The 21,496-nt window shown below is 75.1% G+C and carries 21 protein-coding genes and 1 pseudogene; 8 read left to right on the forward strand and 14 right to left on the reverse strand.

The genetic code is table 11. The features are described from left to right. Positions 1–299 precede the first annotated feature (299 nt). Genes ABD993_RS09110 through ABD993_RS09120 form a run of 3 tightly spaced genes read left to right on the forward strand, consistent with a single transcriptional unit; the run spans position 300 to position 2,013 of the window. Positions 300–863 carry an NAD(P)H-dependent oxidoreductase gene (locus ABD993_RS09110; protein WP_345414672.1) on the forward strand — a complete coding sequence of 188 codons (564 nt, stop codon included), beginning with the start codon at positions 300–302 and terminating at the stop codon, positions 861–863. Next, the gene (locus ABD993_RS09115; protein WP_345414674.1) at positions 860–1,513 is read left to right on the forward strand and encodes a 3,4-dihydroxy-2-butanone-4-phosphate synthase; all 654 of its coding nucleotides are present in this window, start codon (positions 860–862) and stop codon (positions 1,511–1,513) included. Before ABD993_RS09110 ends, ABD993_RS09115 begins: the two co-directional genes overlap by 4 nt. Next, entirely contained in the window at positions 1,510–2,013 is a 504-nt protein-coding gene (locus ABD993_RS09120; RefSeq protein ID WP_345414675.1) for a flavin reductase family protein, read from the forward strand. The genes ABD993_RS09115 and ABD993_RS09120 overlap by 4 nt, the downstream gene beginning before the upstream one ends. 3 nt (positions 2,014–2,016) lie before the next feature. Here the strand turns inward: ABD993_RS09120 and ABD993_RS09125 are convergent, their stop codons facing one another. The 6 genes from ABD993_RS09125 to ABD993_RS09150 all read right to left on the reverse strand — a co-directional run bounded on the left by ABD993_RS09125 (position 2,017) and on the right by ABD993_RS09150 (position 7,477). After that, a complete protein-coding gene (locus ABD993_RS09125; RefSeq protein ID WP_345414677.1) occupies positions 2,017–3,192 on the reverse strand; it encodes an MFS transporter in 1,176 nt (391 codons plus the stop codon). Further along, positions 3,189–3,548, reverse strand: a complete 360-nt coding sequence (locus ABD993_RS09130) for an ECF-type sigma factor (RefSeq protein WP_345414679.1) — start codon at positions 3,546–3,548, stop codon at positions 3,189–3,191. Before ABD993_RS09130 ends, ABD993_RS09125 begins: the two co-directional genes overlap by 4 nt. Before the next feature lie 59 nt (positions 3,549–3,607). Continuing rightward, complete coding sequence (locus ABD993_RS09135; RefSeq protein WP_345414681.1) at positions 3,608–5,035, reverse strand: MFS transporter; 1,428 nt, start codon at positions 5,033–5,035, stop codon at positions 3,608–3,610. A 71-nt stretch (positions 5,036–5,106) separates the two neighbouring features. Then, the gene (locus ABD993_RS09140; RefSeq protein WP_345414683.1) at positions 5,107–5,880 is read right to left on the reverse strand and encodes a VOC family protein; all 774 of its coding nucleotides are present in this window, start codon (positions 5,878–5,880) and stop codon (positions 5,107–5,109) included. Then, a complete protein-coding gene (locus tag ABD993_RS09145; RefSeq protein WP_345414684.1) occupies positions 5,877–6,974 on the reverse strand; it encodes a DNA polymerase IV in 1,098 nt (365 codons plus the stop codon). Before ABD993_RS09145 ends, ABD993_RS09140 begins: the two co-directional genes overlap by 4 nt. Further along, complete coding sequence (locus tag ABD993_RS09150; protein WP_345414686.1) at positions 6,971–7,477, reverse strand: hypothetical protein; 507 nt, start codon at positions 7,475–7,477, stop codon at positions 6,971–6,973. Before ABD993_RS09150 ends, ABD993_RS09145 begins: the two co-directional genes overlap by 4 nt. 248 nt (positions 7,478–7,725) lie before the next feature. On the opposite strand from ABD993_RS09150, the gene ABD993_RS09155 reads away from it, so the two are divergent. The 4 genes from ABD993_RS09155 to ABD993_RS09170 all read left to right on the forward strand — a co-directional run bounded on the left by ABD993_RS09155 (position 7,726) and on the right by ABD993_RS09170 (position 10,530). Continuing rightward, the gene (locus ABD993_RS09155; protein ID WP_345414688.1) at positions 7,726–8,262 is read left to right on the forward strand and encodes a hypothetical protein; all 537 of its coding nucleotides are present in this window, start codon (positions 7,726–7,728) and stop codon (positions 8,260–8,262) included. A 106-nt stretch (positions 8,263–8,368) separates the two neighbouring features. Next, positions 8,369–8,677, forward strand: coding sequence for a hypothetical protein (locus tag ABD993_RS09160; protein ID WP_345414689.1), 309 nt, complete (start codon positions 8,369–8,371; stop codon positions 8,675–8,677). 42 nt (positions 8,678–8,719) lie between these two features. Next, positions 8,720–9,349 carry a GntR family transcriptional regulator gene (locus tag ABD993_RS09165; protein WP_345414691.1) on the forward strand — a complete coding sequence of 210 codons (630 nt, stop codon included), beginning with the start codon at positions 8,720–8,722 and terminating at the stop codon, positions 9,347–9,349. After that, positions 9,346–10,530 carry an MFS transporter gene (locus ABD993_RS09170; protein ID WP_345414693.1) on the forward strand — a complete coding sequence of 395 codons (1,185 nt, stop codon included), beginning with the start codon at positions 9,346–9,348 and terminating at the stop codon, positions 10,528–10,530. Before ABD993_RS09165 ends, ABD993_RS09170 begins: the two co-directional genes overlap by 4 nt. Positions 10,531–10,544: 14 nt before the next feature. Here ABD993_RS09170 and ABD993_RS09175 read toward each other — a convergent pair whose 3' ends face one another. The 7 genes and pseudogenes from ABD993_RS09175 to ABD993_RS09200 all read right to left on the reverse strand — a co-directional run bounded on the left by ABD993_RS09175 (position 10,545) and on the right by ABD993_RS09200 (position 18,160). Continuing rightward, a complete protein-coding gene (locus ABD993_RS09175) occupies positions 10,545–12,188 on the reverse strand; it encodes a hypothetical protein (protein WP_345414695.1) in 1,644 nt (547 codons plus the stop codon). A gap of 71 nt (positions 12,189–12,259) precedes the next feature. Beyond that, entirely contained in the window at positions 12,260–14,038 is a 1,779-nt protein-coding gene (locus ABD993_RS09180) for a BCCT family transporter (protein ID WP_345414697.1), read from the reverse strand. Positions 14,039–14,263: 225 nt separating this feature from the next. Beyond that, positions 14,264–14,413 (reverse strand): hypothetical protein, encoded by a 150-nt coding sequence (locus ABD993_RS36660; RefSeq protein WP_425568926.1) that lies wholly within the window; start codon positions 14,411–14,413, stop codon positions 14,264–14,266. Between the two features lie 214 nt (positions 14,414–14,627). Then, positions 14,628–15,626, reverse strand: a pseudogene (locus ABD993_RS09185) (serine hydrolase domain-containing protein); the annotation flags it as partial. Then, the gene (locus ABD993_RS09190) at positions 15,623–17,026 is read right to left on the reverse strand and encodes a DUF2207 family protein (protein WP_345414700.1); all 1,404 of its coding nucleotides are present in this window, start codon (positions 17,024–17,026) and stop codon (positions 15,623–15,625) included. The pseudogene ABD993_RS09185 and the gene ABD993_RS09190, both read right to left, overlap by 4 nt. After that, a complete protein-coding gene (locus ABD993_RS09195; protein ID WP_345414702.1) occupies positions 17,026–17,577 on the reverse strand; it encodes a LemA family protein in 552 nt (183 codons plus the stop codon). Before ABD993_RS09195 ends, ABD993_RS09190 begins: the two co-directional genes overlap by 1 nt. Before the next feature lie 88 nt (positions 17,578–17,665). Beyond that, the gene (locus ABD993_RS09200; RefSeq protein WP_345414704.1) at positions 17,666–18,160 is read right to left on the reverse strand and encodes an Lrp/AsnC family transcriptional regulator; all 495 of its coding nucleotides are present in this window, start codon (positions 18,158–18,160) and stop codon (positions 17,666–17,668) included. A gap of 94 nt (positions 18,161–18,254) precedes the next feature. Here ABD993_RS09200 and ABD993_RS09205 point away from each other — a divergent pair, with 94 nt between their 5' ends. Beyond that, the gene (locus ABD993_RS09205) at positions 18,255–20,570 is read left to right on the forward strand and encodes a transketolase-like TK C-terminal-containing protein (protein ID WP_345414705.1); all 2,316 of its coding nucleotides are present in this window, start codon (positions 18,255–18,257) and stop codon (positions 20,568–20,570) included. An 81-nt stretch (positions 20,571–20,651) separates the two neighbouring features. Here the strand turns inward: ABD993_RS09205 and ABD993_RS09210 are convergent, their stop codons facing one another. Continuing rightward, entirely contained in the window at positions 20,652–21,407 is a 756-nt protein-coding gene (locus tag ABD993_RS09210; RefSeq protein WP_345414707.1) for a PP2C family protein-serine/threonine phosphatase, read from the reverse strand. Between the last annotated feature and the right edge of the window lie 89 nt (positions 21,408–21,496).

Genomic DNA, 21,496 nt, shown 5'->3' on the forward strand with positions numbered 1-21,496 from the left:
GTTCGGTCACTCAGGGGCAAGGAATGTCCACCGACCGGAGTCGAAACTCCACGACGGAGGGACGGGCGGCGGCGTGTCGAGGGACCGTCGGGGCCGGACGACCACTCGTCCGGCGGTCGCGACACCAGGAGAAAGTGACCCAGGACACACGAACGCCGCGGCGCAGACCGGCTCCGACGGCCGTCGACGGGCCACATGAGCTGCGGGGATCACCCGGCGAACGGCGCCGCGAGTGGCGCAAACAACTCGTGACACCGCAGTCACTCCCCGCCCGCCCCGTCCGGGTGACCATGGCTCGCATGAGCGAGGACGAAGGTGCGATCGGACGGGTCGTGGTGGTCGTCGGGAACCCGAAGGTCGGCTCCCGCACGGCGACGGCGGGTCGGGCCGCGGCGGCGGCGGTGGCTCCCACGGCCGAGGTGACGACCGTCGAGGTCGCGGAGCTGGCGGGCGGCCTGTTCGCGTGGGGCGACCCCGCGGTGGCGGCGGCGAAGGCGACCGTGCTCGGCGCCGACCTGCTGGTCGTGGCCACCCCGGTGTACAAGGCCTCCTACACGGGGCTGCTCAAGTCCTTCCTGGACCAGTTCGGCCGAGACGAGCTGGGTGCGCTGGCCACGGTGCCGCTGATGGTCGGGGCCGCGCCGCTGCACAGCCTGGCGGTGGAGGAGCAGCTGCGGCCGGTGCTGGTCGAGATCGGCGCCTCCTGCCCCACCCGCGGGCTCTACGTGCTCGAGTCCGCGATCGGGTCCGGCGACCTGCAGACCCAGCTGGCCGAGTTCGTCGGGCTGTGGGGCCCCGCGCTCACCGCGGTCGCGGGGGCCCGCTCGGTGGCCGGGGTCGAGTCCGGGGTCGGTGCGCGGTGACCGCCGCCGTGAACTCCCTGCCGGGGGGCCCGGACGGCGGCGGGCGCGCGGACCGTGCCGTCTCGTCGCCCGTCGTCGAGGCCCTGTTCGACGGGCGGCCCGTCCTGCTGGTCGGCCCGGACACCGGCCTGGTCATGCTCGCGGCCGCGACCGCCACCACGGCCGGGGTCGCCTGGGCGGTGCGGCACAGCACCGGGCTGCTGCGGGCGGTCGTCGAGCCTGCGCGGGCCGAGGCGCTGCGGCTGCCCCCGATGGGCGGCGTCGATCCCGGCAGGCGCGGGCCCCAGCAGGCCGCCGCGGTCGACGCCGTCGACACCGGCACCGGGATCAGCGCCGCCTCGCGCGCCCGAACCCTGCGGGTGCTCGCCGATCCGGCCACGCGGCCCGAGGACCTGGTCGCCCCCGGCCACGTCCTCGTCGAGCTGGCGGGCACCGAGGTCCGCCCGACGGCCGCGGGCGCGGTCGCCGAGGCCGCCGTCCGGCTGTGCGGGCGGGTCGGGCTGCCCGCCGTGGCCGTGCTCGCCGACGTCCTCGACGAGGCGGGCGACCCCCTGGACCCGGCCCGGATGCGCGAGCTCGCCGACGCCGGGTCCCTGCCCCTGCTCACCGTGCCCGTCCCCGTCCCGACCCTGGAGAGGACCTCCGGATGACCACCTGGCCCGCCGATCCCGTGCTCGACCGCGCCGCGTTGCGCAGGCTCTACGGCTGTTTCCCCAGCGGGGTGGTGGCGGTCTGCGCCCAGGGCCCCGACGGCCCCGTCGGGCTCGCCGCCAGCAGCTTCACCTCGGTGTCGATCGATCCGCCGCTGGTGTCGTTCTGCATCCAGGACACCTCGACGACCTGGCCGAAGCTCGCCGACCTGCCCCGCCTCGGGGTCAGCGTGCTCGGCTCCGCGCACTCGGCCGCGTGCCTTCAGCTGTCGCGGAAGGAGGGCGACCGGTTCGCGGGCCTCGCCACCACCACGACGGCGGACGGCGCGGTGTTCGTCGACGGCTCACCGGCGCAGCTGGACTGCTCGGTCGAGCAGCTCGTGCCCGCCGGGGACCACCGGATCGTGCTGCTGCGGGTGCACGCCGCCCGCGCGCTGCCCGAGGGCGAGCCGCTGGTCTTCCACGCCAGCGCCTTCCGCGAGCTGGTCCGCGTGGCCTGAGCGCTACGCGCGGGCGGCGTAGCGGGACAGGGCCAGGGGAGCCGCGAGGGCCAGGCCCAGCGACACCACGAGCGTCAGGCGGAAGACGAGCGCGTACGCGCCCGCGTCCGCCTCGTGGCTCGCCAGGGCGGTGCCCACGGCGCTGCCGAGGAACAGTGTCGCGGCGAACAGGGCGATCATGGTGGCGCGCTCGCGCGGCACCACGACGGTGGCCCAGTTCTGCAGGGTGGAGTGCAGGAAGGCCCACGAGCCGCCCAGCAGCAGCCCGCCCACCGCCGCGGTCGGCAGGGTCACCACCGCGGCGGGCAGGGCCCAGCCCCCGACCAGCAGGGCGCCGCCGATGCCGGCGAGCCACGCCGTCGTCAGCCTGCCGACGAGGGGCCGCACGGCCCGGGAGACGAGCACGACGCCCACGCCGTACCCCGCCGCGGCCAGGCCCGCCACGGTGGTCCCGTACCCGAGGGTCTGGACGGCGGGGGCGATGAACGTGAGCACCCCGATTTCCGCGCCCTCGACGAACACCAGCGCCAGGACGACCAGCGCCCACCGTTCGCGCACCACCGAAGCCAGCGCCCGCAGCGGGCTGGTGGCCTGCTTGCGCGGCGGCTCCGGCAGCCTGCGCAGCACCAGGCCCAGGATCAGCGCGATCACCGCGGTGACGGCGAGGACGACCCGCCAGCCCGCCCAGTCGCCGAGCGCGCCCGCGCCCGCCGTCGCCACCGCGAGCCCGAGCGAGGTCGCCGCCGCCACGTCCACCAGCGCCCGCTGTCGGATGCCCGCGGGCCAGGTGTCGCCCACGTAGACCAGCCCAGCCGGGTTGACCGCGCCGAAGCAGCCGCCCGCCACCGCCCGCAGCAGCGTGAGGACCAGCACCGACGGGGCGAACGCGGAGGCGAGCCCGGCCACCCCGGCGACCGTGAGGGCGATGCGCATCACCCGGACCAGGCCGATGCGGTCGCCCAGCATGCCCCAGACCGGTTGCAGCAGCCCGTAGGCGAGGAAGTAGGCCGACGCGGCGACCGCGACCTCGGCCAGCGACGCGCCCAGGTCGAGGCCGATGGCGATGAGCAGCGGGGAGATCGCGAAGCGGTCCAGGCTCGACGTGGCCACGGCCGGCCGGAGCAGCCGTAATGCTCCGCGCGCACCCTCCGGCTCGATCTCCGCGACCGGCGGGGTCATCCCAGCCACGAGTAGGCGGTCTGGCGCGAGATCCCGAGTGCCTTCGCCATCGGGCTGATCTCCAGGCCCTGCGCGCGCCCGGCGGCCAGCAGCCTGCGCTGCTCGGCGCGCAGCTCCTCGATCCGCTCCGCCACCTCCGCCATCTCCGCGAGCAGGGCCCGGGCGTCGGAGCCCGCGCCCGCGCGCGATCGCCCGACCCCGGGTCGCGGGAAGTCGCGGACCTCCGCCGCGGACCACTGCTTCGGCTCGGTGCCGGGCAGGGGAGCCGGGGCCTGGCCGCGGGAGACGTAGCCCGCCCAGGTCCCGGGCTTCACCCCCCACGCCTCGGCGCACTCGGCGGCCGTCCAGCTCTCCATGGGACCGATCGTAGGAGGACGGCGCCCGCGGCCGGCCGTGGCGCCCGACGCCGACGCGGTCACCAGCGCCCGCGGCGGTTGGGGATCCGGGACGCCGCCACCGCCGCACCGGTCAGCAGCGTCGCGAGGACGCCGAACACGATCCCGCCCGCGATCCCCGGCGAGCCGCTCGCGGACAGCGCAGCGGTCGCCACGGACACCGCGGCGATGCCGCCGGTCTGCCGGAACATGACCCGCAGACCGGTGACGGCGGTGACGTCCTCCGGCACGAGGTGCATCCCGGCGTTGTTGGCGGCAGGTCCGGCGAGCCCGACGCCCATCCCGCAGAGCCCGGCCGCGACCGAGAGCCACACCGTGGGGGAGGTGCCGATCGGCGGCACCGCCGCGAGGACGAGCCCCACCACGATCACCCCCATCCCGACGAGGAGCAGCGGGCGGTGTCCGGTCCGGCGCAGCAGGGCGACGGCGACCGTCGAGGTGAGGATCGTGCCGACCGCGCGGGCCGTGAGCAGCACGCCCGCCGCCAGCGGCAGCAGGGCGTAGCGGGTCTGGGCGTAGAGCGGGAGCAGCGCGGAGAAGCCGATGATCGCGGTGCCGAACAGCACGTTCGTCACGTTCATGATGCCGAGCCCGCGACCGCGCAGCAGCCGCATCGGCACGACCGCGTCCGCGTGGGTGCGGGCATGGCGCAGGAACGCCCAGCCCGCCCCGACCGCCACGGCCCCGGCCAGGGCCGCGAGCACCGGGGCGAGCGGCCCGCGGCCGAGCGACCCGAGCAGGGTGATCGCGACCATCGCCGAGACCAGCGTGGCCATGATCAGCGCGATGCCTGCCACGTCCACCCGCTCGGGCCTGCGGCGGGGCGGCTCGGACAGCAGCAGCGACCCCGCCACGACCAGCAGCAGCCCGATGGGCACGTTGACCAGGAAGATCCCGTGCCACGACCAGACCGTGAGGATCACGCCCCCGAGCAGCGGCCCGGCGATGGCGCCGAACGGGAACACGCAGGTGAACAGCGCGAGCGCGCGGTCCCTCTCCCGGCCGTAGTGGTGCGCCACGATCCCGGTGGCCGCGGGGATCATCACCCCGCCTGCGACGCCCTGGGCGAACCGGCAGCCGATCAGCTGCCCGATGTCCGTGGTCACCGCGCTGCACAGGGACAGCAGCGAGAACGCGGCGACCGCGACCAGGAAGACCCGGCGCCTGCCGAACCGGTCGCCCAGCCAGCCGCCGAGCGGCAGCGCGAGGATCTGCCCGGCGGCGCACGCGGTGACCGTCCAGCCTGTCCAGGCCAGGTCCGCCCCGAGGTCCGCGCCCAGGGTGGTCAGTGCCGTCGACACCGACGTCTGGTCCAGCGAGAACATCAACAGCGCGAACGCGACCACGACGAAGACCGCGTGCCTGCGCGGATGCGGGGCGAGCACCTCCGTCGGGGACGTCCCGGGTGGGGCGAGTGGGGGCGAGACGTCGCGGACGGATTCGGACAAGGGGAGTGGTCACCTGCTTTCCGGAGGTTCCTCCACACTAAGTTGTCTGACGTCAAGCAAGCAACTGGATCTCAGCCCGTCCCGGGCGGCTGGTGCAGTGCGAAGACCGCACCGAACGGGTCCGCGACCGTGGCCATCCGCCCGAACGGCGAGTCCGCGGCGGGGGAGACCACCCGGCCGCCGCCCGCGGTCGCGGCCGCCACCGCGGCGTCCGTCGACACCACCCCGAAGTAGACGAGCCAGTGCGAGGGGGTGCCCGCGGGCGCGTCGAACATCCCGCCGAGCCCGCCCACCGGGCGCCCTGCGAGGTCCGCCGTGCCGTAGACCTCCCACGGCACGCCGGGGACCGGCGCGTAGTAGCCGAACAGGGCCGTGTAGAACTCCCGCGCCCGGGCGACGTCGGCGACCCGGCCGTCCTCCCACACCAGGCTGCCGGGCTCGTTGACGATCTCGGTGCCGATCCGCCCGTCGGCCTGCCACAGCCCGAACGCCGCGCCGGTGGGGTCCGCGGCGACGGCCATCCGGCCGTTGCGCGGGATGTCCATGGGCCCGGCGACGAGCGTGCCGCCGTGCTCGCCGACCTGCTTCGCGGTGGCGTCGAGGTCCGGCGTGGCGAAGTAGAGGGTCCACGCGCTCGGCGTGCCCTCCTGCGGGACCGGGCCGAGGCCCGCCGCCGCCCGACCCTCGACCTGACAGAGCGTGTAGTGGCCGAACTCCTCGCCGGTGTCCGCGAAGTCCCAGCCGACGACCGGGCCGTAGAACTCCCGCGCCGCCTGCAGGTCCGGCACGGTGAGGTCCACCCAGCAGGGCGTGCCCGCGGGCCAGGGGGTGTCCGTGTAGGTCATGGCGTCTCCTCGCTCCGAGTCCCTCGCTCCGAGATGGTGGGCAGCGTGCCACCGCCCACCGACACTTCCGCGAACTCCGCCTTGACACCGAGCAGCCGGATCGGCCGGTCCCGGCGGAACCATCCCGCCACCTCCAGCGCGGCGGCCTCCAGGACGGCGGGATCGCGGGTCGGGGAGTCGAGCGTGCGGCTGCGGGTCGTGGTGAGGAACGGGGCGTAGCGCACCTTCACCCCGACCCGCGCGACGTCCCGGCCCTCGTCCGCGACGTCCGCGGACACCCGCACCGACAGGGCCGAGATCTCCGCGAGCACCCGCGTCCAGTCGTCGATGTCCTGGTCGTAGGTGGTCTCGCGGCTGCGGGAGCGCGGCACGTACGCGGCGCCCTCCATCTCGGTGCGCCCCATCCCGCGGCCCAGCGACACGTAGTACGGACCCATCCGCGGCCCGAGCCGCTCGCCGACGGCGGTGGGCGAGGCCTCCGCGAGCTGCGTGACGGTGTGGATCCCCAGCTCGGCGAGCTTGCGCTCGGTCTTCGTCCCGATCCCGTGCAGCACGCCGGTGGGGGAGTCGCCGAAGGTCGCGAACCAGTTGTGCGCGGTGATCCGGTGCACGCCTCCGGGCTTGGCGAAGCCGGTCGCCATCTTGGCGCGCAGGGTGTTGTCGCCGATCCCGACCGCGCAGGAGAGGTGGGTGCGCGCGCGGACCGCCGCCCGCACCTCGTCGGCGAGCGCCTCGGGATCCGTGCCGTCCCACTGCAGGAAGGCCTCGTCCCAGCCGATCACCTCGACGACGACGTCGAACTCCCGCAGCACCGCCATGACCTCCTCCGACGCCGCCTCGTAGGTCGGGTTGTCGGCGGGCAGGAACACGGCGTCGGGGCAGCGGCGGGCGGCCAGGCGCATCGGCATGCCGGAGTGGATCCCGAACTCCCGCGCCTCGTAGGACGCGGTGGCGACCACGGTGCGGGACGACGGGTCCCCGTTCCCACCGACCACCACCGGCCGCCCGCGCAGCTCGGGCCTGCGCAGCTGCTCGACGGCCGCCAGGAACTGGTCCAGGTCGACGTGCAGCACCCACCGGGTCACGCCCGTCATGCTCCCAGGGCGGAAGCCTCCCCGGGGGTGCGCACGGCCGCCAGCGCGCCCGCGACCCAGCGCAGCGACCGGGCGTCCACGCAGGTGGCGAGCAGCTCGGCCTGCTCCCGCGCGTCCGGGCACTCCGCGGGCCGGGCCCGGTGGGCGCGGCGCAGCGAGTCGAGGTCGTAGAGCGGCTCGCCGGGCACCGGGCGGAGCGGGCGCGCCAGCCCCAGCTCGGCCGTGACCAGCCGGAACGCGCCGAACCCGACGACGTGCAGGCCGGCGGGCAGATCCTGCGGGCCGGCCGGACGACAGTGCGCGACGGCGAGCACGCCGCCGTCGAGCACGGCCCAGGCGTCGACGGCGGGGCGGAGCGGTTCGCGGGTCTCGGCGCGCGCACCGACCTGCTCGGCGAGCCACGCGCGCAGCACGGGTCGGACGGCGGGGGCGGTCTCGAAGACCGTCGGGGCGAGCGGGGAGCGCAGGAACGATCCCGTCCAGTCACCTGCGCCCGCCGCCATGACACCTCCCCCGAAGTGATCTGCATCATACGACCGTGCGCCGTCGCCGGACAGGCGTGTGCACCGATCCGGGCACGGACAGTGGCCGGTCGGGGCGGCGGAGGGCCGGCGGGGGACTACGGACGGTGAACCGCCGGACGAAACGACACGATCGTGGGACACCGCGCCACCCCGGTAACGAGGCAGGATGGCTCACACGATCCAGGAGATGACAGCGGTTCCACGGATGCAGTGGTGCGGAGGATGAGATGAGCGAGCGCGAGCAGGGAGTCCCCGGTGTCGGCGAGACCGCAGGCGCCGGACCGCTCATGCCGTTCATCCCGCGCCAGCAGCGCCGGGTCCCGTCCCCGTCGGACCTGGCCCACGTCCGCAGGCTGGCCCCGCGGCCGCGCGTCTCGCCCGAGGACCGCGGGGACCTCGAGCCCACCGGCCCGGTCCGCGACCAGGAGCGCGCGAAGGTGCTGCTGCGCTACGCGCGGCTGATGGCCACCGGCCGCCCGGTCTTCTGCAAGCCGAGCCGCGCCGAGCTGGCGGGCACCGCCCCGCGGCGCCAGGGCGTGGGCGCGGACGGCAAGGTCATCTACCCGGACCGCGAGTCGGCGGAGTCCGCGGCCCGCGAGCTCGAGGAGCTGGGCGCTCGCGCGCAGCGCGCGTACGTCTGCAAGCGCTCCCGGCGCGGGCACTACCACCTGACCACGGACCTGGTCCGGGAGCGGCAGCGCGAGCTGGACGCCTTCCGCGCCCTCGCCGCGATGCCGCAGCAGCGGGACCGCCGTTCCGCCTAGCGGGCACCGCTCGGCGGATCTCCGCCGCACGGCCCGCGGCCCTGCTACGGTGGTGTGGTGTCGATCACACAGTGATCGCGACCACCACCACCGGGGAGGCCGGCCCGTGAACCCGCACCGCCTGAAGGACCGACTCGACTCCGTCCCGGAGTCGCTCGACGCCACGCAGCGCGCCCGGCTCGCCGCGCACCGCAGCGCCGTCGACGAGTGCCGCGAACGCATCACCGAGCTGCGGGGCGAGCTGCGTCGGGTGCTCTCGGGCATCGACGGTCCCCGCTCGTCCGTCGAGATCATGATCGAGCTCGACGGCCTGGAACGCGTGCAGCAGCGCCTGGACAGCAGGCTCTCGGACCTGTGCGACGAGCTGACCGGCGGCGTCGCGCCCGTCCGGTACGGGGACGCGCCGCCGTTGTGAAAGCTTAGATACAAGCATGGATGCGAGGCGTAGGCTGCCCGCGTGCCCGAGCAGCCTGCCGCCGACCGTGCCTACGCGCTGACCAAGGAGCTCGTCCTCACCGGCGAGCTGCCCGGCGGTCACCTGTTCAGCGAGGGCGAGATCGCCGAGCGGCTCGGGGTGAGCCGCACCCCGGTCCGCGAGGCGTTCCTGCGGCTGCAGGCGGAGGACCTGCTCACGCTGATCCCCAAGCGGGGCGCGGTCGTCGTGCCGGTGTCGCCGGGCGAGGCCGAGGACGTGCTCGACGCCCGCGAGGCCATCGAGACCGCCGCCGTGCGTCGGCTGCTGCGCAGGCCGGACCTCGTGCCCGAGGCCGTCGACCGGCTGCGAGAGGCGCTCGACGTGCAGCGGGGACACGCCGCGCGCGGTGACCTCCCCGCGTTCGCGGAGGCGGACGAGGTCTTCCACCGCACGCTGGTCGAGACCGGGCGCAACGCCGTCACGCTGCGGTTCTACGCGACCCTGGCCGACCGGCAGAGGCGGATGAGCATGCACGCCCTCGGCCCGGTGCCCGCCCGGCTGCCCGAGATCGTGGACGAGCACGCGGCGCTGGTCGACATCGTCCGGGCCGGTGACGCGGCGGCGTTCGCGTCCGCGCTGCACCGGCACCTCGACCGCACCCACCGGCGGTGACCGTGCGCGACACCTCTCGGCGCGCGCGAGCGGGGTGGCGGGCGGCCGCGCTCGCGGTGTTCGCGTGCGGGTGGGGCGGCAATCAGTTCACGCCGCTGCTGGTCATGTACCGGGAGGCGGGCTGGTCGGTCCTGACGGTCGACGCGCTGCTGGGCGCCTACGTCGTCGGGCTGGTGCCGGGGCTGCTGTGCGCGGGGGCGCTGTCGCAGCGCTGTGGCCGCCGCCCGGTGATGATCGCCGGGACGCTCGCGTCGCTGGTGGCGAGCCTGCTGCTGGCGGTGGGCGAGGTCTGGGCGATCGGCGCGGGCCGGTTCGTGACGGGGGTCGGGGTGGCGGTCGCGATGGCCGTCGGGTCGACGTGGGTGACCGAGCTGTCGGTGCGCGCGGGCGGGACCGCGGCGACCGGGACCCGGCGGGGGGCACTCTGGCTGACCCTCGGGTTCGGGCTCGGCGCGGGGGTGGCCGGGGTGCTGGCCCAGTGGGCGCCCTGGCCGTGGCGCCTGCCGTTCCTGGTGCACGCGGCGCTGGCGGCGGCGGTCCTGGTCCCGCTGTTCCGGCTCCCCGAGACCCGTGGCGCGGCGGCCCCGGGTCCCCGGTTCGCCGGGCTCCGCCGGCCCCGCTTCCGACGCGTGGTCCTCCCGATGGCGCCGTGGATCTTCGGCTCCGCCGGGGTGGCGTACGCGATCCTGCCGCAGCTGGTGGGGGAGCGGCTGGGGTCGTGGGGGCTCGCGTACTCCACGCTGCTCACGGTCTGCACGCTCGGTGCCGGGGCGCTGGTGCAGCCCGTGGCCAAGCGCCTCGACCGCGTGACGAGCGCGCGCGGGGTGGTGACCGGCATGGTCCTGATGTCCGCGGGGCTGGCGGTGAGCGCGGCCGCGGCGGTCGTGCGGTCGCCGGTCGTGGCCCTGGTGGCGGCGGTCGTGCTGGGGGCGGCGTACGGGATCGCGGTGGTGTCGGGGCTGCTGGAGCTGCAGCGGATGGTCCCGCCCGCCGAGCTCGCCGCGATGACCGGCGTCTACTACGCCCTGGCCTACGTCGGCTTCCTGCTCCCGAGCGTCCTGGCCCTGCTCGCGGGCGTGGCGAGCTACCCGGCGCTCCTGGGCGCGCTGGTGGTGGTCGCTCTCGCGGGCACCGCGGTCATCGCCCGGAGCTCGAGGTCGCACCTCCCCGTCCCGGCCTGAGCCCTGTGCGACAGTCAGCCGAGGCGGAGCTCGTCCTCCCGGTGCTGCGCCGACGGGGTGCTGCGCAGGCGCTTGGCGGTGGCGAGGCCGGTCGCGCCGGTGCGGGCGAGGGCGTGCAGGGCCAGGTCGCGGTGGAGGGGGTCGTCGGTGCGGGCCAGGAACCGGGACAGCTCGTCCGCGGCGTCGACCTGGGTGCGGGCGGCGACCCACGCGTCCAGCTCGGCCTCGGCGACGGCGGCGCGCACGTCCGCCATCCGCACGCACACGTACTCGATGTCCTCGTCCGCCAGCTCCCCGGGCAGCGGCGCGTGCAGGCCCTGGTCGATCAGGACCTCGTGCACGGCCCACAGCCCCATCGGGGTCAGCGAGACGACGGTGGGGTCCGGGTCGTCCCGCCCGGCGAGCTCGACGAGCCGGTCGTGCTCGTCCGAGTCCAGCACCTCGCCGAGCTCCACCGCCCCGAGCAGCTCGAGCGCGTCCAGCAGGGCGGTGACGTCCCGCCGCCAGAGCCGCCCCTCGGCGTCTCCGGCCAGGTCGTCCACCACGCAGCCGCACGAGTCGTTGACGGCCTCGCGGACCAGCCGGTGGAACAGCTCCACCGGGACCGGTCCGCCGCCAGCGGCGTAGAGCTCGAGCCACAGGATCGGGAACGCGTCCGCCAGGGACATCCCGAACAGCGACGGCGCCCCGAACACGTCCGTGCCGCCGAGGTGGTCGCCGATCCGCCCGACGGACCCGAACACCCTGCGCCACAGCTCGATCGGCCTGTGCAGGTCCTTCGCCGCGCTCTTCACCGGGACCAGCAGGCCGTGCACCGGGCGCACCAGCCGCGCGGCCTTGGCCCAGTGCAGCATCAGCGACGTCTCGGGCAGGTCCGTGGCGGTCCGGGCGGAGTCGCGGTAGAGCTGGTCGAGGCCGAGGAGGTCGGCCAGCGACAGCGCGTCGGGCAGGGTGAGCCGCCCGTCCCGGGTCAGCCTGCGGCCTGCCCGGACCCAGACGGTCAAGCGCCGCAACAGGTCCAGCGCCACGCTCTCGCCCGCCGCGGTGACCATGTCCGCTGCCGACGGCAGCAGCACCGGCGGCAGCTCCGGGGCGGGCACCTGCCTGCTCGGCGTCTGGGACTCGCGACGGGTGATCTCGGCCAGCGCGGCGCGGTCGATGTCCACCTCGCCGGTACGCGCCCGGTCCAGGAACCGTTGCACCGCACGGGGATCGGCCGGGTCGACGCCGTGGCGGCGCAGCTGCACGCCCCAGAACTTGCCGAGGTCGTAGTTGCGCTCGTCCGCGATCCCGTCGAGCAGGGCGGGGGTGGAGTCGCGGACCTGGGCGTGCAGCTCGGCGCGCGAGGAGGAGCGGGGGTCCAGCCCGTCGTGGTCGCCCAGGAAGTCGATCAGGGCGTGGAAGGCCTCGGGGACCTCGTCGGCGTCGAGCACGGTGACGTGCCGAGGGAACCACATGCCGAGCGCGTCGGCGACGTGGGCGCGGGTCCAGCGGCCGAGCCTGCGGTCCAGCGCGTACTTGTAGTCGAGGGCGGCGGCGACGAGGAAGACGTCGGCCGAGACCCGGCGCCTGCGCGCCCAGACCAGGAACGCGTCGATCAGCCGGTCCCGGGCTCCGGCGTATCCCTGGTCGTCACCGGGGGCGAACACGAGACGCATCGGGCCCACTCTCGCAGCCCGGCCCGCGTCCGGGGACGGGGGGTGGGTGCCGCGGGAGTGGGCCCGATGCGCTACTGCTCCGGGCGCGGATCGCCCGGCAGGAGCGTGCCGCCGCCGTGGCGCTTCGCCTCGTCCGCGCCCTCCGCCATGGTGAGCGGCTTGACGTTGAGGATGAAGTCGCCGTCGTGCTCCTTGAGGCCGTAGTCCACGGCCTGCTCGACGGCCTCGGCGGCCCGGTCCTCCTTGCGGATCAGCGGGTCGCTGCGCAGGTCCTTGAACAGCGCCACGCACAGCAGCACCATCACGATCACGAACGGCAGCGCCATGATGATCGTGATGTTCTGGATGCCGGACAGGGCGTCCGAGCCGCCGACGAGCAGCATCACCGCCGCGATGGCGCCCATCACCGCGCCCCAGAAGATCACGATGCCGCGGCCGGGCTCGATCGAGCCCTTCTGCGAGATCGTGCCCATCACCACGGACGCGGCGTCCGCGCCGGAGACGAAGAAGATCGCCACCAGCAGCATCGCGATGACGGCCAGGATGCCGCCGAGCGGGTAGGACTGCAGCAGCCCGAACAGCTGCCCCTCGGTGCTCGCCGACGCCAGGTCGTTGCCCGCCTGCTGCTCGGAGATCGCGGCCCCGCCGAAGATGGCGAACCAGACCAGCGACACGACGCTCGGGATCAGGATGACGCCGGTGATGAACTGCTTGATCGTGCGGCCGCGGGAGATGCGGGCGATGAACATGCCGACGAACGGCGTCCAGGAGATCCACCAGGCCCAGTAGAAGACCGTCCAGCTCTGCAGCCACTCGGCCGTCTCCGGCCCGTCCGCACCGGTGCGGGCGGCCATCGAGGCGAGGTCGGCGAGGTAGTGGCCCACCGCGCCCGGCAGCAGGTTGAGGATCAGCACCGTCGGGCCGACCACGAACACCACGAAGGCCAGGATCGCGGCCAGCACCATGTTCACGTTGGACAGCAGCTGGATGCCCTTGGCCACGCCGCTGACGGCCGAGGCGATGAACGCGATGGTCAGCACGACGATGATCGCCACGAGGACGCCGGTGCCCGGGTCGGACATCCAGCCGACGGCGTCCAGCCCGCCGCCGATCTGCAGCGCGCCCAGGCCGAGCGAGGCGGCCGAGCCGAACAGCGTGGCGAAGATCGCGAAGATGTCGATCGCCTTGCCGAGCGGGCCCTCGGTGCGCCGGGTGCCCAGCAGCGGCGCGAACGCGGCCGAGATGAGCTGGCTGCGGCCCTTGCGGAAGGTGCCGTACGCGATCGCCAACCCGACGACGGCGTAGATCGCCCACGGGTGCAGCGTCCAGTGGAACAGGGTGGTCGCCATGGCGGCGTCGAGCGCCTGCGGGCTGCCCGCGGTGGCCCCGGAGCCCGGGGGCGGTGAGGTGAAGAAGGCCAGCGGCTCGGCCACGCCGTAGAACATCAGGCCGATGCCCATCCCGGCGGAGAACATCATCGCGACCCACGAGGACGTCCGGAACTCCGGACCCTCGTCGTCTCGGCCGAGCGGGATCTTGCCGTACCGGCTGGCGGCCAGGTAGATCGCGAACACCACGAAGGCGGACGCGGTGAGGATGAAGAACCAGCCACCGCCGGACATGATGCCGCCGAGCACCGCGCTCGCGACCGACGACAGGCTCGCGGTGCCCACGATGCCCCAGACGATGAACGCGACGACCAGTGCGGCCGCCACCCCGAACACGATCTTGTCGGTCGGCTGCTTCCGGTCGGCGGCGCCGCCGCCCTCGGCGACGATCTCCGGAGTGTCGGGCTGCTCGGGAGCGGGGTCCGTCCCGGACCCGCCGGTGGTGGGTTCCTTCAGTGTCATCCGTGGCGTTCCCGCCGGTCGGCGGGGTCCCCCTCACGTGTCCTCGAAGCGAACGGTCATCGGGCTGTCGCGGACACCATCGGCCTGCGAATCGTCCCCCGTCAACAGGAGAATCCGGTTTCGTTTCGCGGAGCGCGATGGGTTGCGCAGTGTGCGTACCTGCGCAGACAGGGTGTCTGAGCTGCGCGAACGGGGATCGTTGCGCGTCCGATCGTTACCCGAACGTCACGGCGCGTGCCAGCCCGCGGGGTCGACGTCTCCCGGCACGGGGGCCGCCGGGTCGTACGGCGTGCGGGTGAACACGAAGGTCGCGAGGTTCAGCGAGCCGTCCAGCAGGCGGAGGGTCTCGCCCGCGAAGTAGCCGTCCAGCCCCACCCAGGTGCCGTCCTCCCGGGCCCGGAACCGCGACGACCGGCCGGGCCTGCCGAGCCCGCTCCGCGGGGACCGGGCTCGGGGCGGGCCGCCAGGCCTCGACGACGGTCGGCTCGTGCGTCCGCAGGTCGGCGAGCAGGGCCGCGGGCAGCCCGCCGTCCAGCCCGGAGGTGACGTTGGCGAGCGCGAGGGCGGCGGTGCCCTCCTCGCGGTCCGCCCAGAGGCCCGCGAGGAAGCCGGGCATGGAGCCGCCGTGCCCCACGAGCGTGCGGCCCTCGTGCTTCTGCACCTGCACCCCGAGCCCGTAGGACGTCCAGTTCGGACCCGAGAAGTCGACGCCCGCGGGCAGCGTCATCTCCTCGATGGTGCCGGCGGACAGCACCTCCGCGCCGTCCCCGAGCAGGAACGCGCCGAGCCTGCCGAGGTCCGCGGCGGTGGCCCAGAGCTGCCCGGCGGGGGCCATCGCCCCGGCGTGGTGCTCGGGTTCGACCAGCACCTCGTCCGACCACGGGTGCACCGCGTAGCCCTGCGCGGCCCGGCCGTCGGGCCGGGGCGTGGTGCGGCGCATGCCGAGGGGGAGGAGCACCTCGTCGCGGGCGACGGCATCCCAGGACCGGCCGCGGATCCGCGCGACGACGTCCCCCAGGAGCCCGAAGCCGAGGTTGGAGTAGTGGAAGCGGCGGCCCGCGGGCAGCACCCGGTCGGCCGCGGAGAGGTCGAGCCCACCGCCGGGCGTGCGCTCCCACCAGTGGCCGGGGCTCTCGCTGGTCACACCGCCGGTGTGGGAGAGCAGCTGGGTGAGGGTGCGGTCGCCGAGCGGGGTGCCGGGCAGGTGCCGCTCCAGCGGGTCGGAGAGGTCGAGCAGCCCCTCGTCCCGCAGGCGGAGCACCGTGACCGCACAGACGGTCTTGGAGATCGAGCCGAGGCGGTACTGGACGTCGTCGGTCGGTTCGGCGACGGCACCGCGGCCGGTGTGCCACACCAGGCCGCCGAGCCGATGGTCGACTCCGCGGGCTCCGTCGAGCCGATGGTCGACTCCGCGGGCTCCGTCGAGCCGATGGTCGACTCCGCGGGCTCCGTCGAGCCGATGGTCGACTCCGCGGGCTCCGTCTCCGGCCCGCACGACGCCGGCGACGAGCGAGGGGCAGCGCCCGTCCCGCTGGGCCCGGGCCACCCGGGCGAGCAGGAGGCGTTCGGTGGAGGGGAGCAGGCTCATGATCCGGAAGCTACTGGGCTCTCTCCCACCGAGCCGTCCCCGGGCCGGTGCCGGGAGGCCGTGACCACCTCCACCTCGTGGATCCAGCCGCTGCGCCGGGCGGCCGTCGCCCGGACGACGTCGCCCTCGACGAGTGAGTTCCACCGGTCCTCGGCGATGCCGAAGGCGTACACGGTGCGGGAGTGCCCGTCGTCGAGCGCGACGTAGTGGTCGTAGGTCGTGGAGCTGTCGTTCTGCGAGCGCACCTTCCCGCGCAGTCGCACGACCTGACCCTCCACGGTGCTCCGGGCGAGGGTGTCCAGGGCCAGCCTCAGCAGCGGGACCCCGACCACGACGACCGCGCCGAGGACGCCGAAGACCTCAGGCTCGACCGGCGAGCCCAGCAGCGCCCGCGCCAGGATGCCGAGGACGAACGCGAAGCCCGCGGACGGGATCGCGGCCAGGAGCAGCCTGCCCAGCTGCTGCAGCGGCGAGCGGCCCCAGAAGAACCGGCCCCACGGACCGGGCCCGCGGTACTCGACCCGCACGACGTGCCACAGCCCGCCGCGGTCCGACCAGGCGCGGGAGTCGTCCGCGGGCGTGGCGACCGGCAGTCCCGCGACCGCCCGGCCCGCCACGCCCAGTGCCGCGGCGTAGGCCAGCGGCCTGCCCCAGATCGTGACGGCCGCGGCGGGCGCCTCGAGCAACCGCGCGCCGCGCAGGTGCTCGCGCACGCCCAGCCAGTGCCCCGCCGCCGCGGCGCCCGCCTCCGTGCCGCGCTCGCCGTCCAACCGCTCGACCAGCGCGGACAACGCGGCGACGACCAAGAGGGCGCCGCCGAAGAACGGTCCGAGGGGGCCGTCGTCCGGCTTCGTGAACGCCACCGCCGCGGCGATCCCGGCGGCCGCGCCGGGCACCAGGGCGGCCCCGACCAGGATCGTGCGCTGCGGACCGCTCCAGCGCCGCCGGGACAGCCCGGCGGCGCGCGCCTCGGCGATCACCGCCCTGGTGAAGGCGGCCCACCATCCGCCGAGGTTGCGGGCGCCCTCGGCGAGCGCCCCGGTGGCGACCACGCCGTCCGCGGTGGCGAGCTCGCGCACGTGGTCCAGGACCAGCTGCTCGTAGGGGGTGAGCTCCGCCTGCTCACCGCGGCCGAGGCGGACCAGCGCCAGCTCCGGGCCGATCTCCTCGAGGGTGACCACCCGCCGGGCGGCGAGGTCGAGCAGGGTGGCCGAGGCGGCCTCGTCGCACAGCTCCCAGTCCCCGGTCAGCAGGTCGACGACGGCGGGGGACTCGGGACGGAGCGCGCCGGTCGCGGGCCCGGGCCGGACCGGCGGGGTGCGCGACGCGGCGAGGAGCACGGCGAGCAGGGCGAACCAGGCGCCCAGCACGACCGCCGTGGCGAGCAGGGCGAGCGGCATCAGAACCGGACCTGGACCGGGCCGCGCTCCTCGTCCGGCGCCGCGAAGTACTCGCGGACCCGGAAGCCGGTGATCCCGGCGACGATGGTCGTGGGCACCGTCTGGACGGCGTTGTTGTAGCCGAGCACGGCGTCGTTGTAGTACTGCCGCGAGTAGGCGATCCGGTTCTCGGTGTCGCTCAGCTCGCCCTGCAGCGCGCTGAAGTTGCGGCCCGCCTGCAGCTGCGGGTACGCCTCGGCCACGGCGAACAGGCTGCGCAGCGCACCGGTCAGCGCGTTCTCGGCGGCCGCCTGCTCGGCGGGACCGGTCGCGGAGACCGCGACCGCCCGGGCGGCGGTGACGGCCTCGAGGGTCTGCCGTTCGTGCGCCGCGTACCCCTTCACCGTCTCGACGAGGTTGGGGATCAGCTCGTGGCGGCGGCGGAGCTGGACGTCGATCTGCGCCCAGGCGTTGTCCACCGCGTTGCGCGAGGTCACGAGCCGGTTGTAGAAGACGACCAGGGCGGCGACGAGCGTCACCATGATCAGCAGGACGACGAGGAGCGTGGTCATGGCGGACTCCGGGGGAGGGTGGCGTTTCACGGGAGAGCGCGATGCGGGTCGATCTCGTACACGGGCGCCCCCGAGCGCGGTGCGCGGACTACCTCCGCGGGACGAGCTGGGCGATCCGGTAGTCGACCAGCCTGCGCATGACCAGCGACGTGGTGGTCCGCTCGATGCCGTCGATGGCCAGCAGCCGCCCCGCGATCCGGTACAGGTCGTCGGCGTCTCGCGCGACCACCTGCACGAGCAGGTCGCCCTCGCCGGTCATCCCGAGCACCTCGAGGACCTCCGGCACGGCCGCGAGCGCGTCCGCGACCGGGGTGAGGAGCCGCTGCACCACGGTGACCGTGACGTACGCGGCCAGCGGGTAGCCCAGCGCCGCCGGGTCGATCCGGCGCTCGAACGCCGTGAGCACCCCGCGCTCGGCGAAGCGGGCGAGCCGCGCCTGCACGGTGTTGCGGGAGAGCCCGGCCGCCTCGGCGAGCGCCAGGGCGGTGCCGCGCGGGTTGTCGGCGAGGGCGAGGAGCAGCCGGGCGTCGATGTCGTCGATGGTGCCCACTCTGCTCGCGTCTCCTGCGGCGGCTGCGCTCATGGTGGGCATTCTGCACGCTGACTCGGTAGCCGCTTGTGCAGAGCGGTGTCCGGTGGTGCGCTGGGCGCCCATCCCGCCGCTGAAGGAGTCGTCGATGACCGCACCGTCCGCATCCGCCGAGACCGACCGGCTGGCGGTGCTCGGGGAGATCGAGCAGCGGGTGCGCTGGCTCTCGACGGCGATCATCGACCACGCGAACCGGGTGCGGCCCAACCCGACGGGGCTGAAGGTCGGTGGGCACCAGGCGTCGTCGGCCTCGATGACGACGATCATGACGGCGCTGTGGTTCGAGCGGCTGCGCGCGGGGGACCGGGTGTCGGTGAAGCCGCACGCCTCGCCGGTGCTGCATGCGATCAACTATCTGCTCGGCGATCTGGACGAGGAGTACCTGACCACGCTGCGGGCCTTCGGCGGGCTGCAGTCGTACCCGTCGCGGTCGAAGGACCCCGATCCCGTCGACTACTCCACGGGCTCGGTCGGCATCGGCGCGACGGCCCCGATCTGGGGCGCGATCGCCCGCCGGTACGTGACCACACTCGGCGAGCAGGCGGGCGCGGGGCGGCAGTACTCGCTGGTCGGGGACGCGGAGCTGGACGAGGGCGCGGTCTGGGAGGCCATCCTCGACCCGATGGTCGCCGAGCTGGGCGAGGTCGTGTGGATCGTCGACCTGAACCGGCAGAGCCTGGACCGGGTGGTGCCGAACATCGGCGCGCCGCGGCTGCAGGGCATGTTCGCCGCGGCGGGTTGGCAGGTGCTCACCGTGAAGTACGGTGCCCTGCTCACCGCGCTGTTCGAGCGGTCCGGCGGTCCCGAGCTGCGCACGCGGATCGACGAGATGACCAACCCGGAGTACCAGCGGCTGCTGCGCTGCACCCCGGAGCAGCTGCGCGAGCGGCTGCCGGACTCACCCGAGCTGGCCGCGCTCGTCGAGACGCTGGACGACGCCACGCTGCACGCCGCGATCCGCAACCTGGGCGGCACCGACCTCGCCGCGCTGGGGCAGGCCTTCGACGAGATCGACGACACCCGGCCCACGGTGATCTTCGCCTACACGGTGAAGGGGCAGGGGCTGGCGAGCGAGGGGCACCCGCAGAACCACTCGTCGCTGCTGACCGCGGAGCAGCTGGGGGAGCTGGCGGAACGCTCGGGGATGTCGGTGGAGGCGCCCTGGCAGCGGTTCGACCCGGCGTCGCCCGCCGGTGAGGTGTGCGCGCAGACCGCGGCGCGGCTGCGGCGGGAGCCCGTCGCCGCGGTGGCGCCGCCGGGGCTGCCGACGGACATCGGCCGCACGCCGTCGGGCAGGGCGACGACGCAGGCCGCGCTCGGCCGCGCGCTGCTCGACCTGACCCGGGAGGCGCCCGAGGCGGCGCGGCGGGTGGTCACGCTCTGCCCGGACGTCTCCTCGTCGACGAACCTCGGCGGTTGGGTCAACAAGGTCGGCGTGTGGTCCCCGGACGAGCGCCGGGACTGGTTCGACGACGACCCCGAGACGATCCTGCACTGGCGCGAGCGCCCCACCGGCCAGCACATCGAGCTGGGTATCGCCGAGGGCAACCTGGTCGGCGCGCTGGGCGAGCTGGGGGCGACCTGGTCCCGGTGGGGCCGGCCGCTGCTACCGATCGGGGTGCTCTACGACCCGTTCGTCGAGCGCGCGCTGGAGCCGTGGTCGTTCGGGATCTACGCGGGCGGGCAGTCGATCCTGGTCGGCACGCCGTCCGGGGTGTCGCTCGCGCCGGAGGGCGGGGCGCACCAGTCGATCACCACCCCGTCGGTCGGGCTGGAGCAGCCGGGCTGCATCACCTACGAGCCCGCCTTCGCGCTCGACGTCGAGTGGACCCTGCTGGCCTCGCTGGCCCGGCTCGGGCGACCGGACGGGGCCTCGGCCTACCTGCGCCTGTCCACCCGGCCGGTGGACCAGTCCCTGGCCGCGGTCCCCGCCGATCCGGCGGCGCGGGAGCGGCGGCGCAGGCAGGTGGTGGCGGGGGCGTACCCGCTGCGGGCGGGGGAGCAGCCGCGGGTCACGATCGCCGCGATGGGGGCGATGGTGCCCGAGGCGCTGGCCGCGGCCGAGCGGCTGGAGTCGCTGGGCACGGCCGTCGACGTGGTCGTGATCACGAGCCCCGGCCTGCTGTTCGACGCGGTCCAGGCGCGTGCGGGGCACGGGTCCCGGTTCGACGGAGCGGACACCTGGATCCTCGACGCGGCCTTCCCGGCGCGGCGGGCGGCGCCGCTGGTGACCCTGCTGGACGGCCACCCGCACTCGCTGGCCTTCCTCGCGGGCATCAACCAGGTCCGGGCCACCCACCTCGGCGTGACGCGCTTCGGCCAGTCCGGCGACCTGGACAGCGTCTACCGCCACCACGGCATCGACACCGACTCCGTCGTGGCGGCGGCCCTGGACCTGCTCTGAGCACCCCGCTGCGCCGCCCGCGGGCATGCGGGCGGGGCAGCGGTGTCTGCAGCGGTGTCTGCAGCGGTGTCGGTAGCGGTGTCAGGGGGGTGGGAGGACCGTCGCGGTCGCGTTGTCCGTGCCGCCCGCGGTGAGGGCGGCCTCGACGAGGGCGCGGGCCGCGGCGGCGGGGGTGGGGCCGCGGCGGACCAGGAAGGCCAGGGTCTCGGGCTCGACGCTGCGGTGCACCCCGTCGCTGACCAGCACGAGCGTTCCCGCGCCCGGCACGCGAGCGTGGCCGATCGACTCCGCCTCGGCGTGCGCGACGGTCGTCGTCACCAGGTGCTCCCACTGCGGCGCGGGGTCCAGGCCCGCGTCCCGGAAGGCCTGGGCGGCGGTGTGGTCGTGGCTGAGCAGCGCGACCCCGCGCGCGGTGACCAGGTAGGCCCGGCAGTCGCCGACCCACGCGACGGCCCGGTCGCCGTCGGGCTCCTCGGCGGTGACCACCAGTACCGTGTCGGCGGCGTCGGGAGAGCCCAGGACGGCGTCCCGCGCGACGAGGACCGCGGCCCGCGGGCCGATCCGGCCCGCGGCACCGGCGGCCACGTCGGCGGCGATCCGGGCCGCGCGGGCGGCACCCGCGGAGTCCCCGATGCCGTCCGCGACCGCGGCGGCGGACCCGCACACCGCGGTGGCGTCCGCGGCGACCCGGCGGAGTCCGCGCACCGAGGCGGACCCGGCGAGACCGCGCCCGGTGGGTCGGCCCGCGCCGACGAGGGTCCGCTCGACGCGGCCCTCCGCGAACGATCCGTCCGACGGCTCGGCCGCGGGACGCGGCAGCTGATCGGTGATGGACACGGCGCACCTCCCCGGAGGACCGGCGCGGGGCGGACCGGTGAGGGGGGTCCGGCCCGCCGCGCGCCGTACGACCAGCGTGCGCCGCGATC

The organism is Pseudonocardia xishanensis, assembly GCF_039541715.1.
GTDB classification, from domain to species: domain Bacteria; phylum Actinomycetota; class Actinomycetes; order Mycobacteriales; family Pseudonocardiaceae; genus Pseudonocardia; species Pseudonocardia xishanensis.

What these genes read in the sequence shown, in the direction of transcription:
- ABD993_RS09110 (WP_345414672.1), top strand. Translation starts at nt 300, where the DNA reads ATGAGCGAGGACGAAGGTGCGATCGGACGGGTCGTGGTGGTCGTCGGG.
- ABD993_RS09120 (WP_345414675.1), top strand. Translation starts at nt 1,510, where the DNA reads ATGACCACCTGGCCCGCCGATCCCGTGCTCGACCGCGCCGCGTTGCGC.
- ABD993_RS09125 (WP_345414677.1), bottom strand. Translation starts at nt 3,192, where the DNA reads ATGACCCCGCCGGTCGCGGAGATCGAGCCGGAGGGTGCGCGCGGAGCA.
- ABD993_RS09130 (WP_345414679.1), bottom strand. Translation starts at nt 3,548, where the DNA reads ATGGAGAGCTGGACGGCCGCCGAGTGCGCCGAGGCGTGGGGGGTGAAG.
- ABD993_RS09140 (WP_345414683.1), bottom strand. Translation starts at nt 5,880, where the DNA reads ATGACCTACACGGACACCCCCTGGCCCGCGGGCACGCCCTGCTGGGTG.
- ABD993_RS09145 (WP_345414684.1), bottom strand. Translation starts at nt 6,974, where the DNA reads ATGACGGGCGTGACCCGGTGGGTGCTGCACGTCGACCTGGACCAGTTC.
- ABD993_RS09150 (WP_345414686.1), bottom strand. Translation starts at nt 7,477, where the DNA reads ATGGCGGCGGGCGCAGGTGACTGGACGGGATCGTTCCTGCGCTCCCCG.
- ABD993_RS09155 (WP_345414688.1), top strand. Translation starts at nt 7,726, where the DNA reads ATGAGCGAGCGCGAGCAGGGAGTCCCCGGTGTCGGCGAGACCGCAGGC.
- ABD993_RS09175 (WP_345414695.1), bottom strand. Translation starts at nt 12,188, where the DNA reads ATGCGTCTCGTGTTCGCCCCCGGTGACGACCAGGGATACGCCGGAGCC.
- ABD993_RS09180 (WP_345414697.1), bottom strand. Translation starts at nt 14,038, where the DNA reads ATGACACTGAAGGAACCCACCACCGGCGGGTCCGGGACGGACCCCGCT.
- ABD993_RS09190 (WP_345414700.1), bottom strand. Translation starts at nt 17,026, where the DNA reads ATGCCGCTCGCCCTGCTCGCCACGGCGGTCGTGCTGGGCGCCTGGTTC.
- ABD993_RS09195 (WP_345414702.1), bottom strand. Translation starts at nt 17,577, where the DNA reads ATGACCACGCTCCTCGTCGTCCTGCTGATCATGGTGACGCTCGTCGCC.
- ABD993_RS09200 (WP_345414704.1), bottom strand. Translation starts at nt 18,160, where the DNA reads ATGAGCGCAGCCGCCGCAGGAGACGCGAGCAGAGTGGGCACCATCGAC.
- ABD993_RS09205 (WP_345414705.1), top strand. Translation starts at nt 18,255, where the DNA reads ATGACCGCACCGTCCGCATCCGCCGAGACCGACCGGCTGGCGGTGCTC.